The sequence below is a fragment of the Veillonella sp. AS16 genome, from assembly GCF_000517785.1.
Lineage (GTDB): Bacteria > Bacillota > Negativicutes > Veillonellales > Veillonellaceae > Veillonella > Veillonella denticariosi.
Genome location: NZ_AZYX01000007.1, coordinates 591,377 through 606,245, shown reverse-complemented (window position 1 = coordinate 606,245; position 14,869 = coordinate 591,377). Strand labels below are relative to the sequence as shown.

Here is a 14,869-nt window from a genome sequence, read left to right as displayed (position 1 = left end):
GCTATGAGTGATGAAACATTACAGGCCGCCATGGATCAGGCTTATCGATTTTTGGCACAGCGATTTTTGAGTTCTTATGAACTGACTCAAAAAATGCGGCGCAAACAAATCTCGGATGATGTCATCGAATGTGTGTTAGAGCGTCTGCGAAATTATGATTATATTAACGATGAACGCTTGTCGGAACAGGTGTTGACGTATTTGATGAAAGAAGAAAAATACGGTGTTTATATGATTAAGCAGAAGATGAAACTTCGTGGGCTTGATATACCGCAGGATATAGCATCTTATGATGAGGTAAAGGCGGCCTATCGCGTAGTGGAGAAAAAATTCGGTTCTGTTTTAAAAGAGGATGTCACACCTCGGGTAAAAGTTTTTAATTTTCTCAAATACAGAGGTTTTGCGACACATACGATTCGTATTATATGTGATGATTTTTATGACTGAAAAAGGCTTTTACAGACGTCCGCTCAAGCCTGTTAAACCTTGACAGAATGGGCATTCAAGTCTAAAATTAATATAGCCTTATTTGTATTATTTATGGTAAGGTTTATAGACAATTTAATGCATAAACGGCATAAAAGGAGCATGAAAGCTCAAGTATTGAGAATTTAGGAGGTGAGTCTGATTTTAGAGTATAGTCTGATTGCAGTGGTGATGGTACTGATTGGACTAGGGGTAGGCTATTTTTTACGTAAAAATATTGCTGAAGGAAAACTGAATCAAGCTGAACAAGAGGCTGAACGCATCATTGCAAACGGTGTGCGTACAGCAGAGTCTAAAAAGAAGGAAGCTTTATTAGAAGCGAAGGAAGAAATTCATAAGCTCCGTTCCGATGTGGAACGAGAAAATAAAGACCGTCGTTCCGAATTACAGCGTATGGAACGTCGTATTCTTCAAAAAGAAGAATCTTTGGATAAAAAATTAGACAACATTGAACACAAAGAGGAAGCTTTACATCGCAAAGAAGCTGACTTAGCCCACAGTCGTGAAAAGGTCGAAGCTCTATATGAGAAACAGATGGCGGAACTGGAACGCATTTCCGGCATGACCTTTGAAGAGGCAAAGAATATCTTGTTAACTAACGTGGAACAGGAAATTCGTCATGAAACGGCTATTATGGTTAAGGAAATGGAACAGCAAGCTAAGGATGAAGCGGAGAAAAAGGCGAAAGAAATTATCTCCTCCGCAATCCAACGTTGTGCTGCTGACCATGTAGCGGAAACTACCGTATCCGTAGTGGCATTGCCGAATGATGAAATGAAGGGACGTATTATCGGTCGTGAAGGTCGTAATATTCGCGCTCTTGAAACATTAACCGGTATTGATTTGATTATCGACGATACTCCGGAAGCAGTTATTTTATCCGGTTTCGATCCTATTCGTCGCGAAGTGGCTCGTATAGCATTGGAAAAATTGATTGTCGATGGTCGTATTCATCCGGCTCGCATTGAAGAAATGGTTGGTAAGGCTCGTAAAGAGGTGGACCAAACTATTAAAGAAGCCGGCGAACAGGCAACTTTTGAGGCTGATGTTCATGGCTTACATCCTGAAATCGTCAAGATTTTGGGTCGATTGAAATACCGTACCAGCTACGGTCAAAATGTATTGAAACATTCTATTGAGGTCTCTCATTTGGCAGGGTTGATGGCAGCTGAACTGGGCTGTGACGTGACACTGGCTAAACGAGGTGGCTTAATCCATGATATTGGTAAAGCTTTGGACCGGGAGCTTGAAGGTTCTCATGTTCAAATCGGTGTCGATGTGGCACGTAAATATCGTGAAAGTGCAGCAGTTATTAACTGTATCGGGGCTCATCATGGTGATGAAGAGTTCCAAACTGTAGAGGCTGTATTAGTAGCCGCTGCAGATGCAATCTCCGCAGCTCGTCCTGGAGCACGCAGAGAAACATTAGAAAACTATTTGAAACGTTTATCTAAATTGGAAGAAATCGCAGAATCCTTCGAAGGCGTTGAAAAATGTTTTGCTATTCAAGCCGGTCGAGAGATTCGCGTTGTAGTAAAGCCGGATAAGATTGATGAAGCCGATTCAACATTACTTGTTCGGAATATTGTAAAACGCATCGAGTCTGAACTTGAATATCCCGGCCAAATTAAGGTTGTGGTTATTCGTGAAACTCGCGTTGTGGATTACGCAAAATAATAGGCGCTTCGGCGTTATAGATAGGCTGCAATGCTCGCATTGCAGCCTATTATTATCCTTATGGATATTGTCGATAATAAATAATTGTTACAATTAATATGGAAAGAAAAGAGGAATTTTCCTCTTTATATAGAATATATTATATATGGGTCTAAAGGAGGTTCGGTTATGAGTCGGTATTTTGAAAATGAATTAATTGAGCAGATAAAAGATGCCAATGACATTGTATCGGTCATATCCGAACATGTGGCCTTAAAGAAACGGGGTAAGAACTATTGGGGTTGCTGCCCTTTTCATAATGAAAAGACGCCTTCCTTTAGTGTAGCTCCGGATAAGGGGTTTTATTATTGTTTCGGCTGCCACGCATCGGGCAATGCCATTAAATTCCTCATGGAGCTTGATCATCTCACCTTTGTGGAGGCATTGGAGCGATTAGCGAATCGAGCGAATATTCCCTTGCCGGAGGCAAAATTGTCGCCGGAACAGCGGGCCCGTGATGAAAGGCGTAAAAAACTATATGAAGCTTGTGATTTAGCGGCCACGTTTTTTCATAATTGTTTGACCCAGACCTCCATGGGAAAGCCCGGGCTTGATTATCTAAAAAAGAGAGGCCTTACAAAGGAAACGATAGAAAAATTTAAGCTCGGCTTTGCACCTGACGGCTGGGATAAACTGTATCATGCTTTTCATGAGCGAGGTATAGAGGATTCGATTCTGCTGGAGTTGAATTTGGTTCGGAAGAATCAAAAGGGTCAGTTTTACGACTTCTTCAGAAATAGAGTCATGTTTCCGATTATGGACGGAAAAGGTCGTGTAGTCGCCTTCGGGGGTCGTGTTATGGATGACAGCACTCCGAAGTATTTAAACTCTCCCGAATCCCCAATCTTTGAGAAGGGAAAAATCCTGTTCGCTTTTGATAAAGCCTATAAATCGATCCGTCAGGAAAAGCAGGCTATTCTTGTAGAAGGGTATATGGATGTTATTTCCGCTCATAATCAGGGGGTGACGAATGTGGTGGCCTCTTTAGGTACCGCATATACCAAGGATCACGGATATATCCTGATGCGTCAGGCCGATGAAATCGTCCTCGCCTATGATATGGACGGGGCCGGGCGTCAGGCGGCGACACGGGCGATTGAATTATTGCAGAATACGGATTTTAAGGTACGTGTTCTCGCCATGCCGGATGGGAAAGATCCGGACGATTATGTGCGGAATCACGGGGCGAAAGCCTTTAAAGAGCTTATTGCTCAGGCGGTAAAGCCTCTCGACTATCTTTTAAGTGAATCGCTAATCAAGCATGATACGAATGATACGGAAGGCAAGCAGGCGGTATTGGCGGACGTATTTCCGTATATCGCGAATATCCACAGTCAGACGCAGCGCGATGATGCGCTCAAGGCGTTGGCTTTGCCGTTGTGGCTTGATAACAGCAGTATCTTCAGATACTTTAGAGATTACGTAAAAAAGGGACAGATTGAACTTGTCGATATGGCCTCTGTACCATTGCCTAACAAGGAATTGGTGAAAGGCGATGAAGAGCGGTTACTGTCATTAGCTTTTACGGATGGAGACGTCTTGCAAGAGGTGATGAACTATCTGCCTCTGGAAGACTTTCAAAAAAATGAATATCGAGTTATAATAGAAAAGATTTACACCTTATTTATGAAAGAGCATCGTTTAGATGAATCGAGCATTCAAAGTGTTTTGACGGCGCAGGAGTATGATATATATTCAAGATTGTTAGTGATGTGTGATGATGACGATAAGGTGCAAGTGCCCGGATTAATCCGTAAGATTAGGCTTCATTCGTTGCGTGAACAGTATAAAACGCATTCAATTATGGCGGATCAATTAAAACGGGCAGGAGATTCGACGTTTATTAGCGAATTACATAAGTGTCAGGATATACAGAATTTGATCAGAGAATGGTCCAAGTAAGTCAATAAATTATAAAGGAGAGCGCTGTGGCTAAGAAAGTACAAAAAAGTCAAATTGAGGAGATTGTGGAACAACTTCTTGAAAAAGGCCGGAAGACCGGTGTGTTGACGCAATCAGAGATTTCAGATGCTCTTCACGAGCAATCGGATCTCACTGCAGAACAATTAGATGACATTTATACTACTCTGGGTAAGCTTAATATTGATATCGTATCCGATGTGGATGCGGACGATGATCATGAAGATGATAATCCGATTGAGCCGGATGATGGTGAGGATGATGAGGAAAACGGTGCGAGTGAAAAACATATTTCCATCGATCTCAGCGTGGATTCCGGTGTAAATATCGATGATCCGGTGCGTATGTACCTCAAGGAAATCGGGCGTGTTCCATTGTTATCGGCCGACGAAGAAATCGTGTTGGCGAAGCAGATTGAAGCCGGTGCCGAGGAAGATGCCACCTATAAGGAAATTCAACTCAGTAAAAAGGCTAAGAAGAAGTTGGTTGATGCGAACTTGCGTCTCGTTGTGAGTATCGCGAAACGTTATGTGGGTCGAGGCATGTTGTTCCTGGATTTGATTCAGGAAGGTAATCTCGGTCTTATTAAAGCGGTGGATAAATTTGATTATACGAAGGGGTATAAGTTCTCCACCTATGCTACATGGTGGATTCGTCAAGCCATTACGCGTGCCATTGCGGATCAGGCTCGCACTATTCGTATTCCGGTGCATATGGTGGAAACCATCAATAAATTGATTCGTATTTCCAGACAGTTACTCCAGGATAAGGGCCGTGAGCCGTTGCCTGAGGAAATTGCGGAAGGCATGGGCATTACCGTAGAGCGCGTGCGTGAAATTCAGAAGATCGCACAGGAACCGGTATCGTTGGAAACGCCGATCGGTGAAGAGGAAGACTCCCATTTAGGGGACTTCATCGAGGATCAGGATGCGATTGCTCCGGATGATGCGGCAAGCTACATTTTGTTGCAGGAGCAGATAGAAGACGTATTCACATGCTTAACGGATCGGGAACAGCAGGTGTTGATTCTGCGTTTCGGGTTGAAGGATGGTAAACCTCGGACTCTTGAAGAAGTGGGACAACATTTCAATGTTACGAGAGAACGCATTCGTCAGATTGAAGGCAAGGCATTAACGAAGTTACGAAACCGCGGAAAACGCGATAAGATTAAAGACTTCTTATAAGAACAAAATAGAGTCTCTCTCAAGCCTTTTGTGGAGTTGTTTGAGAGGGACTCTATTTTTCGTGTTATAATGAATGTGATTTATATGTGTAGACTAAAGGAGTTTCGATGTTTACAGTTTGCAAGCGTTTAGAGGTGAGCGCATCTCATCAGTTAAAACTCGATTATCCCAGCAAGTGTCAGCAGTTGCATGGACATAACTGGATTATTACCGTATATGCCCGTTCAGAAGAGCTCGATCATAACGGTATGGTCATAGACTTTACGATTATAAAGGAAAAGATTCACGGACGTCTGGACCATCATCATATTAATGATGTGCTGGGTGATATCAACCCCACTGCGGAAAATATGGCGAAGTGGATTGCCGATGAATTGGGACCGAAATGTTTCAAGGTAGAGGTACAGGAATCGGAAGGAAATGTTGCGATTTATGAACGTGATTGAAATCTTTTCCTCTATCGACGGCGAAGGCAGTCGTCAAGGTTTCTTAACGACGTTTCTGCGGTTGTATGAATGTAATATTCGCTGCTCCTATTGCGATACAACGTATAGCTATGGACCGGACAGTGTGTATAAACAGATGTCCGTTCAAGAGGTAGCCGATACCATTGAAAGTTTAGGTAATCATCGCATCACCATTACCGGTGGCGAGCCTTTACTGCAGGAACGAGAAGTTATTGCGCTCATTGATGAGCTGACACGTCGCAGTGAATCTTCCGAATATTGTGTATCAGAGCGTGAGGATGAAACTTCTTCACATGATACGATGCCATATGATTTCAATATCGAGACGAACGGTACTATCGTACCGAGCTTTCAACGGGATAATGTATGGTTCACCTATGATTACAAGACGCCGTCGTCTTTGGCGGAGGAGTCTATGAATCGCGATATGTTCAAGGGGGCTACCGAGCGGGATCTCATCAAATTTGTGGTCGGCACCGTTGAGGATTTGGAGTGTATGCGCCATATTCTCGAAACGCAGACGACAAAGGCACACATTTATGTGTCGCCCGTTTGGGGACGGATTGAGGCGGCCACTATCATTGAGTATATGAAAGCACATAATTTGCAGAATGTGAAATTTCAGCTGCAAATTCATAAGTTCATCTGGGATCCTGATGCGAAGGGGGTGTAATATGGATACGGAAAAAATCGAATCATTAGTGTATCAGCTCTTGAAAGCATTGGGAGAAGATCCCGATCGTGCGGGGCTGGTAGAAACGCCGAAACGCGTTGCTCAGATGATGGCGGAGGTATATGAAGGCATTCGGTATACCAATGCGGAAATTGCCGAAATGTATGGAAAAACCTTTCCCGTAGATACGGAGCAGATGGTGGTTGTTAAGAATATTACGTGTTTCTCTCACTGTGAACACCATATGGCGCTTATGTATGATATGAGCATCAGCATAGGATATATTCCGAAAGGCCGCGTTATCGGTTTGTCTAAGGTACCGCGTATTGCGGAAATGTGCTGTAAACGATTACAGTTGCAGGAAAAAATCGGTGAGGATATCGCCGAGGTCATCTCTATGGCGACGGGCTCCGGGGACGTTATCGTTCATATTACGTCATCGCATAGTTGTATGAGTGCCCGCGGTATTAAATCGACGGACAGTAAAACGACGACATTGGCTACGAAGGGCGTATTTAATGAGGACGGTATGATTCAACGCTTTATGCTGATGAAAGAGTCCTGATTAAGTCCGCTTGACGGATACTTATGGGATTCGGTATAATTAGTAAGCTAGAAATTAACTGTGGGCCTATAGCTCAGGGGTAGAGCAACCGGCTCATAACCGGTCGGTCCCTGGTTCGATCCCAGGTGGGCCCACCACTTATGACATGTACCGTCCTTGAGACTTCAGGGGCGGTTATTTTTATATATGAACATAATTTATATAGTTGATATATATACGATGATTTTAAAATAGCGCGATGTAAATAAAGCGATATATTTAAAATGCGATGTAAAATAACGCGACATATTTAAAATCGTGCGACGTATTTGAATCATACGGTGCATTTAAAATACAAGTTTTATAGACTTGAACCGGTAGAGTTGTTATTTATTGATAATAAGGAAAATATATGGAACCTAGACCAATGATGGACCGTTTGGAAGCGGTGTTTTCTATCGTTCCGAAGGCACGGGCTATAGCTGATATCGGAACCGATCACGGTTATTTGGCGGTGGAGCTGATTAATCGTAATCGGGCGGATTTTGTCATTGCCGGAGATGTTAATAAGGGGCCTCTTGCTTCGGCCAAGGCTTATGTAGAGTCGTGTAATCTGCAAGGACGTATTGATTGTCGTCTGGGCGATGGTTTGAAAGTAACGAAACGGGGAGAATTGACGGGGGCCATCTGTTGCGGTATGGGAGGCTTTCTGATCCGGGATATCGTGGATGCGGGGCCGGAACCGTTGGAGTTTTATGTGCTGCAGCCGCAAAACGGTCAAAAAGAATTGCGCCAATATATGGTGCAAAAAGGATATAGAATTGTTCTTGAAGTCATCGTAGAGGATAAAGGCAAATTATATACGGCGTTTCTAGCTGTTCGCGATGATTGTATCGAGTCCTATACAGGTATAGCCGAGTATCCAGATATATATGCGGAGCTTTCAGAGGATTCCCTGCTGTGGTCTATCGGAGCGCTGCTTGAACAAGAGCGGCCACCGCTATGGAATACTTATATAGAATATCTGATATATCAACGACAATGTGCGTTGAACGGAATGACGGATGCGTTGAGTCATACGGATAAATATAAAGAACTCGCCGGGGAAATCACATACTTAAGGACATTGTTGTAAACAGTTTGGAATTTCTGTACAGCTCAAAAAATGTACAACTCAAAAAATGTACAGGTGTCCATTTATGGTTTTAAAACTGTATTCATTAACATCATATAGTATTTTGTTAAAATTAAATATAATTAGTAAATCCAGAGAAAGGTGTGATTATAATGACGACTGTTCAACATGTTATAGATGTGATGGAACGGCTGGCACCTCGGTCTTGTGCGGAGTCATGGGATAATGTAGGCCTTATGGTAGGCAATCGGAAGACGGTTGTTAAAGGTATTCTTACGACATTGGACGTGACGACGGAGGCGATCGAGTATGCGGTAGAACATAATTGCAATCTTATCGTCAGTCACCATCCGTTAATCTTTAAAGGTCTCAAACAGGTGTCTTCGGATACGGCGCTGGGACGGATGATTGAAATGTTGATTACCAATCAAATCGCAGTATATAGCGCTCACACAAATCTTGATATCGCACGGGGCGGATTGAATGATATGCTGGCGGAACGGTTAGGACTCATAGATGTACAAGGGTTCATTAAAACCGGAGAAGAGGTACTGTATAAGGTATCCACCTTCGTACCCGAAGATGCAGCTGATGCGGTACGTATCGCTATGGGAGCGGCCGGTGCCGGTCGCATCGGAAATTATGATTATTGCAGTTTCAGCGTGAACGGAGAAGGACGATTCAGAGGAAATGATCAGTCTCATCCCGTTATCGGCGAAGCGGGGACGATGACTGTTGTGCCGGAGGTACAAATCAATGCAATTGCGGATGCTACGAATTTCAATGCTGTTTTGTCGGCGATGAAAGAGGCGCATCCTTATGAAGAGGTGGCTTATGAAGTTGTATCTCTGGTTGAACCGAACGGACCGACTCAGCATTTAGGTCGTATCGGCAGATTGCCGAACGCATTAAAGATGGATACATTCCGCGAATGGGTGCAGGAAGCTTTACCTGATGCAAATATTCGCTTTTGCGGTGTAGTGCCGGAGAAAATTCAGACCGTTGCACTTTGTTCCGGTGCCGGGGCCGAGTTTATCAAGGATGCGGCTCGACATAAGGTCGATGCCTACGTGACGGGCGATGTAAAGTATCATGATGCACAACTGGCGAAAGAATTGGGAATCCTTGTTGTAGACGCAGGTCATTTCGGTACGGAATCCATCGTGGCTTACGGCTTACGTGAGTATTTAGAGGCCGCTTCATTGGAGGTTCCTGTTTACGCTTATGGAGAACAACAGGACTTTTTCTTTTTATAATGTGAGAACATATCTTCTTTGAGACTTTCACAGGCCCCTTGTTCTTGCGTGATATAGTACTACTATGATAAACTGAAGTGAAGCAAGTATGAAAGACGGTTGCGAGTCCATTGGATTCGAGGAAAGTCCGAGCTCCATAGGGCAGGATGCCAGATAACGTCTGGCGAGGGTGACCTTAGGGAAAGTGCCATAGAAACGGAAACCGCCACATCAGTGGTAAGGGTGGAAAGGTGAGGTAAGAGCTCACCAGCAGTCTGGTAACAGGCTGGCTCGGTAAACCCCATCCGGAGCAAGACCGAATAGAAAAGGGTTAAGGGTGGTCCCGCCTACCTTTCGGGTTGTGTCGCTCGAGCGTACAGGCGACTGTGCGCCTAGAAAGATAATCGTCACCGCGCAAGCGGAACAGAACTCGGCTTATTGATTGCTTGCTTCATTATCAGAAAACGAATTATTGTATATATGATTTAAGACTTTGTTAGGAGAACTTCATGGCAATTACAGCGATTACTAGTGTACAAGAATTTGATGAAAAAGTACTTGGATCCAAAGGTTTGACTATTGTTGATTTCTGGGCAGGTTGGTGTGAACCTTGTATCGTTATGCGTCCCGAGGTGGAGACGGTAGCCGAAAAATTAAAAGGTGAAGTGCAGTTTTTCACCGTTGATGCGGAGGATAAAAATCTTCGGGGCATTTTGCTGAAAGAAGATATCGACGGTATCCCATCCTTGGTATTTTTCAGGGACGGTAAAATGCTCGATTCTCTTGTGGGCTATAAGAAAGCTGACATCCTTGAAGAGCTCATCAGAGAAGCAATCAAATAATTTAATAACTGAAGGTTTTTGTAAAACCAGATGATACGGAACTGTATGCAGGATATATCATTACTCTTGTATACAGTTCTTTCTTTATGCTATGAGGCTTTTTACTGTTTAAAATAGTGAGGAGATGTTATAATAGCAATATAAATGCAAGAATAGTTGTAGTTTATTAAGTAATATATACATTGCGCAAAGTTGTTGTAAGGAGGCTATATTCCGTGAAGAATCGTGTAAACAGTTTATGGACACTCTTCCAGGAGCGACGCTTGAGTCGACGTACATTTATGAAATCCTGTGTAGCGCTCACTGCTATTTTAGGATTGCCGCCAACGATGCTGGACACCGTTGTAAAAGCGGCTGAAACGACAGAATTACCTACGGTAATCTGGTTGCATGGGCATGAATGTACAGGTTGTAGTGAAGCTTTCATCCGTTCGTCGTCACCGTTTGCATCGGATGTTATCTTGAATATGATTTCTCTCGAATATGATGATACATTAGCGGCCGCATCCGGGGCACCTTTAGAGGAGCATTTGGAGAAACTGATTACGGAGAAGGCCGGTAAATACATTTTAGCTGTCGAAGGCGGTGTCCCTCTTGATGAAGACGGCGTCTACTGTACCGTAGGTGGTCGTACATTTAAACAGTCTTTATTGGAATGTGCTAAAGGGGCTGCGGCGATTATCGAATACGGATCCTGTGCATCCTGGGGCGGCATTCAAGCGGCTAAACCGAATCCGACAAATACGGTATCCGTGTCTTCCGTCGTATCGGGAAAACCGATTATCAAGGTGCCGGGGTGCCCTCCGATTCCTGAGGTTATGACAGGTGTAGTTATGCATTATGCATTGTTCGGACAAATTCCGCCGCTTGATTCCCAGGGGCGTCCTAAACAATTCTACGGTAATCGTATCCATGATACATGCTATCGTCGTGCTTTTTTTGACTCCGGTCTCTTTGTGGAAAAGTTTGACGATGATGCATCTAAAGCTGGCTGGTGCCTATATAAGGTAGGCTGCCGTGGACCGCAGACATACAACTCCTGTGGTAATTTGCGCTGGTGGAACGGTCTGTCCTATCCGATTCAATCCGGTCATGGCTGTATCGGCTGTTCTGAAAAGGGTTTCTGGGATAATGATGTATTCTATAAACGCCTGCCGGATATTCCGTTGGCGAACACCATTACAACGGCCGATACAATCGGCACGGTAGCCGCTGTCGGTGCTACCGCTGCGGTTATTGTACACGGTGCGGCAACCCTTGCCCGTAATAAGTACAATGATATCCAAGAGGAAAAACGCTTGAAAGAAAGCGGCAAGTGGGATGAAGAAAAGCACAATAATGGAGGAAGTCACTAATGAAACGCGTAGTAGTAGATCCGATTTCCCGTATTGAAGGTCATTTGCGGGTGGAGATAAAGGTAGATGAAGGTAGCGGTAAGGTAGAGGACGCATTATCCTCGGGGACGGCTTGGCGTGGTATCGAACTTGTTGCTAAAGATCGCGACCCTCGTGATCTTTGGGCTTTCGTACAACGTATTTGCGGTGTATGCACAAGTACGCATGCACTGGCTGCCTTGCGGGCCGTAGAGGATGCGGTGGGCATTTCCATTCCTAAAAATGCGAACTATATCCGTAATATCATGCACAGCTGCTTAGATGTGCATGACCATATCGTGCATTTTTATCATTTGCATGCTCTGGATTGGGTCAGCCCTGTAGCGGCGCTCAATGCGGATCCGGCCAAAACGGCTCAATTACAGAATGATGTGTTGGCTACGTATAATATAGGAGGACTTGCTCCGGCTGAAACGGCGTCAAAGGATTCCGCATATCCTAAGGAATTCCCTAAAGCGACTACCGCTTACTATACAGCGGTGCAACAAAAGATTAAAAAAATCGTTGAATCCGGGCAGTTAGGTATTTTCTCCGCTCAATGGTGGGACCATCCGGACTATAACTTATTGCCTCCTGAAGTACATTTAATGGGGATAGCTCATTATTTGAATATTTTGGATCGTCAACGGGATATCGTTATTCCTCATGTTGTATTCGGCGGTAAGAATCCGCATCCGCATTACATCGTAGGCGGTATGCCGTGCGCCATTTCCATGAACGATATGAATGCCCCTATTAACACACAACGCCTTGCGGCGGTGGAACAATCCATCTCCTTGACGAAGGATTTGGTGGATAATTTCTATGTGCCTGATCTGTTGGCCATCGGCAAAATTTACGTGGAAAAAGGTATGATTGACGGTGGCGGTCTTGCTAAAAAACGCGTTATGTCTTATGGTGACTATCCTGATGAATCCTATAGCGGCATTTCTGACGGCGATTATCATAAAAAATGTATCGTCCGCTCCAATGGTGTGGTGGAAAACTTCGGCCTCGGTGTCGATAAAGCGACTTTTATCAACTTGGAAGGTCAGGATTTCATGGATCCTCAATATCTCAGTGAAGAGGTGGATCATTCCTGGTTTACGTATCCGAATGGTGAAAGCTCTCTTCATCCTATTGACGGTGTCACGGATCCTAAGTTTACAGGTCCTAAATCGGGGACGAAAGAAAAATGGGAATTTCTCGACGAAGATAAAAAATATTCCTGGATCAAATCGCCTACTTTCAAAGGTAAGACGGCAGAGGTGGGCCCATTAGCTAAATATATCGTCGTATATACAAAGGTAAAACAAGGTATCATCAAGGATCCGACCTGGGCGGAATCCATGATAGTCCGTCAAATAGATACCGTATCTCAGGTATTGGGCGTACCTGCACATGTATGGATGACGACCATGGTAGGTCGTACAGCATGTCGTGGCCTCGATGCGCAAGTAGCGGCAAATATGAGCCAATATTTCTTTAATAAGCTCGTTGCAAATATCAAGAACGGTGATACCGCCGTAGCGGATATGACTAAATTCGATCCTAATACATGGGCACCGGATGCGAAGGGCGTTGGTCTTGTAGATGCACCGCGTGGCGGCTTGGGTCACTGGATTCACATCAAGGACGGTCGCTCCGCGAATTATCAATGTATCGTGCCGTCCACATGGAATGCATGCCCTAAGACGGCGGCTAATGAACATGGTGCATACGAAGACGCCATGATAGACACGAAGGTAAAAATTGCGGATAAACCGTTGGAAATTCTGAAGGTAATTCACTCCTTCGACCCATGTTTAGCATGTGCTACTCATTTATACAATAAAAAAGGTGAGAAAATTGTTTCCGTTAATACCGATGCATTGTGTAAATAAGGGGTGGCATTATGTTAATACATACTGACAAAAAAGCGTATGTCGTATTCAGTTTATGGCTGCGCATATTCCACTGGACTATGGTGCTCAGTGTAACCGCATTGTTCTGGACCGGTCTTTATATAGGTGATCCGGGCTTTGCGGCGATTACAGGTAATCCGGAGCCGACCTTCGCTATCGACGGTTGGTTTTCAATGGAAACGATGCGTCGCATCCATTTCATTGCCGGAGTTATTCTGACATTTTCCTTCATATTCCGATTTGCCGGTGCGATTTGGAATCGTGGAGACAGATTGTTGCCGAAGTTCAGACAGAAACGATACTGGTACGGCTTGCGGGAAACAACATTGCACTATTTGATGATTCCTCAGAAGCACGAACATCATTGGCTAAGAAACTCATTGGCCCGTACGGCATATTTAGCGGTGTATATTTTGTTTTTCTTTGAAATCCTGACGGGATTTGCCATGTACAGCATGATTAATCCTAACAGTATCTTAGGCGGTGCACTGGCTCCGGTTATCACGCTGTTTGGCGGTGAATATAAGGTTCATATCATCCATCATTACATAGCATGGTGTTTCTTGTTCTTTACTATTATTCACGTGTATATGGCGTTCCGTGAAGATGTGATGGAGGAATCCGGCGAAGTGTCCGCTATGGTATCGGGTATGAAATATTACGCTCATGATCCGATTGATATTGAAGATTTGAACGGTAAACGTCGCCGTGGTGAAAGAATCGATAAACCGTCCTTTACGACATATCGCCCTAGCGATCCTAACGATCCTAGAGAAAGAGAATTACAAGATGACTGATACAAGTACTGAATATATCAGAGGCTTGAAAGAATACGCGGACTCGGAGGGTCCGCGTATTGATTTAAACAGCCTTTACGATGACGGTAATAATGAAATCGTCCTCCTCGGGGTCGGTAATATTCTGCTGACCGATGAAGGCCTCGGTGTGCATGTTGTGAAAGAGTTACAACATGCATATTCCTTTACACCTGCTGTAAGCATCATCGATGGCGGTACGATGGGGATGGAGCTGTTGACGTATATGCGGGGCATGAAAAAAATACTCCTTGTCGATGCCATTAATGGTGGTGAAGCGCCCGGTACTGTTTACGAGTTCCCTCATAAGGAATTGGAGCAATACTTTACGGAACATATTTCGGTTCATGAAGTCGGAATGCAGGATATTCTTCGCATTCGAGCGATTCAGGAGCAGCCCTTGGAGGATGCTGTCGTAATCGGCGTCGAGCCCGAGTCTCTCGAAATCGGCTTTGAACCGAGTGAAGTTGTACAGCGCGCCTTGCCGGAGGTAAAGAAGAGGGTTTTACAGGTTCTGGCTCGTTGGGGGGTAACTGCAGAACCGAAATAATTCATGAAGATGTATTTGTAATAGG

At 44.3% G+C, this 14,869-nt stretch carries 14 protein-coding genes, 1 tRNA gene and 1 other RNA gene; all 16 read left to right on the top strand.

The features are described from left to right. Positions 1 to 3 precede the first annotated feature (3 nt). The 16 genes from HMPREF1521_RS02995 to HMPREF1521_RS02925 all read left to right on the top strand — a co-directional run bounded on the left by HMPREF1521_RS02995 (position 4) and on the right by HMPREF1521_RS02925 (position 14,844). A complete protein-coding gene (locus HMPREF1521_RS02995; protein WP_038115618.1) occupies positions 4 to 447 on the top strand; it encodes a regulatory protein RecX in 444 nt (147 codons plus the stop codon). Positions 448 to 618: 171 nt separating this feature from the next. Further along, positions 619 to 2,163: a ribonuclease Y gene (gene rny, locus HMPREF1521_RS02990; RefSeq protein WP_255325709.1), complete on the top strand. Its 1,545-nt coding sequence runs from the start codon at positions 619 to 621 to the stop codon at positions 2,161 to 2,163. A gap of 168 nt (positions 2,164 to 2,331) precedes the next feature. Then, positions 2,332 to 4,104, top strand: a complete 1,773-nt coding sequence (gene dnaG, locus HMPREF1521_RS02985) for a DNA primase (protein ID WP_038115615.1) — start codon at positions 2,332 to 2,334, stop codon at positions 4,102 to 4,104. Between the two features lie 26 nt (positions 4,105 to 4,130). After that, a complete protein-coding gene (gene rpoD / locus HMPREF1521_RS02980) occupies positions 4,131 to 5,306 on the top strand; it encodes an RNA polymerase sigma factor RpoD (protein WP_038115614.1) in 1,176 nt (391 codons plus the stop codon). Positions 5,307 to 5,413: 107 nt separating this feature from the next. Next, positions 5,414 to 5,752, top strand: coding sequence for a 6-carboxytetrahydropterin synthase (locus HMPREF1521_RS02975; RefSeq protein ID WP_038115612.1), 339 nt, complete (start codon positions 5,414 to 5,416; stop codon positions 5,750 to 5,752). Continuing rightward, positions 5,739 to 6,446, top strand: coding sequence for a radical SAM protein (locus tag HMPREF1521_RS02970; protein ID WP_232203169.1), 708 nt, complete (start codon positions 5,739 to 5,741; stop codon positions 6,444 to 6,446). Before HMPREF1521_RS02975 ends, HMPREF1521_RS02970 begins: the two co-directional genes overlap by 14 nt. Before the next feature lies 1 nt (position 6,447). Next, positions 6,448 to 7,011, top strand: a complete 564-nt coding sequence (gene folE, locus HMPREF1521_RS02965) for a GTP cyclohydrolase I (RefSeq protein ID WP_038115608.1) — start codon at positions 6,448 to 6,450, stop codon at positions 7,009 to 7,011. Positions 7,012 to 7,073: 62 nt separating this feature from the next. Continuing rightward, positions 7,074 to 7,148, top strand: a tRNA-Ile gene (locus tag HMPREF1521_RS02960). 254 nt (positions 7,149 to 7,402) lie between these two features. Further along, complete coding sequence (locus HMPREF1521_RS02955) at positions 7,403 to 8,125, top strand: class I SAM-dependent methyltransferase (protein ID WP_038115606.1); 723 nt, start codon at positions 7,403 to 7,405, stop codon at positions 8,123 to 8,125. Positions 8,126 to 8,277: 152 nt separating this feature from the next. Next, complete coding sequence (locus tag HMPREF1521_RS02950) at positions 8,278 to 9,381, top strand: Nif3-like dinuclear metal center hexameric protein (RefSeq protein ID WP_038115603.1); 1,104 nt, start codon at positions 8,278 to 8,280, stop codon at positions 9,379 to 9,381. A gap of 82 nt (positions 9,382 to 9,463) precedes the next feature. Then, positions 9,464 to 9,814, top strand: an RNA gene (gene rnpB, locus HMPREF1521_RS08815) — RNase P RNA component class A. 55 nt (positions 9,815 to 9,869) lie between these two features. After that, positions 9,870 to 10,202, top strand: coding sequence for a co-chaperone YbbN (locus HMPREF1521_RS02945; RefSeq protein ID WP_038115601.1), 333 nt, complete (start codon positions 9,870 to 9,872; stop codon positions 10,200 to 10,202). A gap of 215 nt (positions 10,203 to 10,417) precedes the next feature. Continuing rightward, entirely contained in the window at positions 10,418 to 11,557 is a 1,140-nt protein-coding gene (locus tag HMPREF1521_RS02940; RefSeq protein ID WP_038115599.1) for a hydrogenase small subunit, read from the top strand. Continuing rightward, positions 11,557 to 13,458: a nickel-dependent hydrogenase large subunit gene (locus tag HMPREF1521_RS02935; protein WP_038115597.1), complete on the top strand. Its 1,902-nt coding sequence runs from the start codon at positions 11,557 to 11,559 to the stop codon at positions 13,456 to 13,458. Before HMPREF1521_RS02940 ends, HMPREF1521_RS02935 begins: the two co-directional genes overlap by 1 nt. An 11-nt stretch (positions 13,459 to 13,469) precedes the next feature. Beyond that, positions 13,470 to 14,276 (top strand): Ni/Fe-hydrogenase, b-type cytochrome subunit, encoded by an 807-nt coding sequence (gene cybH / locus HMPREF1521_RS02930; protein WP_038115596.1) that lies wholly within the window; start codon positions 13,470 to 13,472, stop codon positions 14,274 to 14,276. Continuing rightward, positions 14,269 to 14,844: a HyaD/HybD family hydrogenase maturation endopeptidase gene (locus HMPREF1521_RS02925; RefSeq protein WP_038115594.1), complete on the top strand. Its 576-nt coding sequence runs from the start codon at positions 14,269 to 14,271 to the stop codon at positions 14,842 to 14,844. Before cybH ends, HMPREF1521_RS02925 begins: the two co-directional genes overlap by 8 nt. The last annotated feature ends 25 nt before the right edge of the window (positions 14,845 to 14,869 follow it).

Coding starts and splice junctions, on each gene's coding strand:
- HMPREF1521_RS02995 (WP_038115618.1), top strand. CDS start 4: ATGAGTGATGAAACATTACAGGCCGCCATGGATCAGGCTTATCGATTT.
- dnaG (WP_038115615.1), top strand. CDS start 2,332: ATGAGTCGGTATTTTGAAAATGAATTAATTGAGCAGATAAAAGATGCC.
- HMPREF1521_RS02975 (WP_038115612.1), top strand. CDS start 5,414: ATGTTTACAGTTTGCAAGCGTTTAGAGGTGAGCGCATCTCATCAGTTA.
- HMPREF1521_RS02970 (WP_232203169.1), top strand. CDS start 5,739: ATGAACGTGATTGAAATCTTTTCCTCTATCGACGGCGAAGGCAGTCGT.
- folE (WP_038115608.1), top strand. CDS start 6,448: ATGGATACGGAAAAAATCGAATCATTAGTGTATCAGCTCTTGAAAGCA.
- HMPREF1521_RS02955 (WP_038115606.1), top strand. CDS start 7,403: ATGGAACCTAGACCAATGATGGACCGTTTGGAAGCGGTGTTTTCTATC.
- HMPREF1521_RS02950 (WP_038115603.1), top strand. CDS start 8,278: ATGACGACTGTTCAACATGTTATAGATGTGATGGAACGGCTGGCACCT.
- HMPREF1521_RS02945 (WP_038115601.1), top strand. CDS start 9,870: ATGGCAATTACAGCGATTACTAGTGTACAAGAATTTGATGAAAAAGTA.
- HMPREF1521_RS02935 (WP_038115597.1), top strand. CDS start 11,557: ATGAAACGCGTAGTAGTAGATCCGATTTCCCGTATTGAAGGTCATTTG.
- cybH (WP_038115596.1), top strand. CDS start 13,470: ATGTTAATACATACTGACAAAAAAGCGTATGTCGTATTCAGTTTATGG.
- HMPREF1521_RS02925 (WP_038115594.1), top strand. CDS start 14,269: ATGACTGATACAAGTACTGAATATATCAGAGGCTTGAAAGAATACGCG.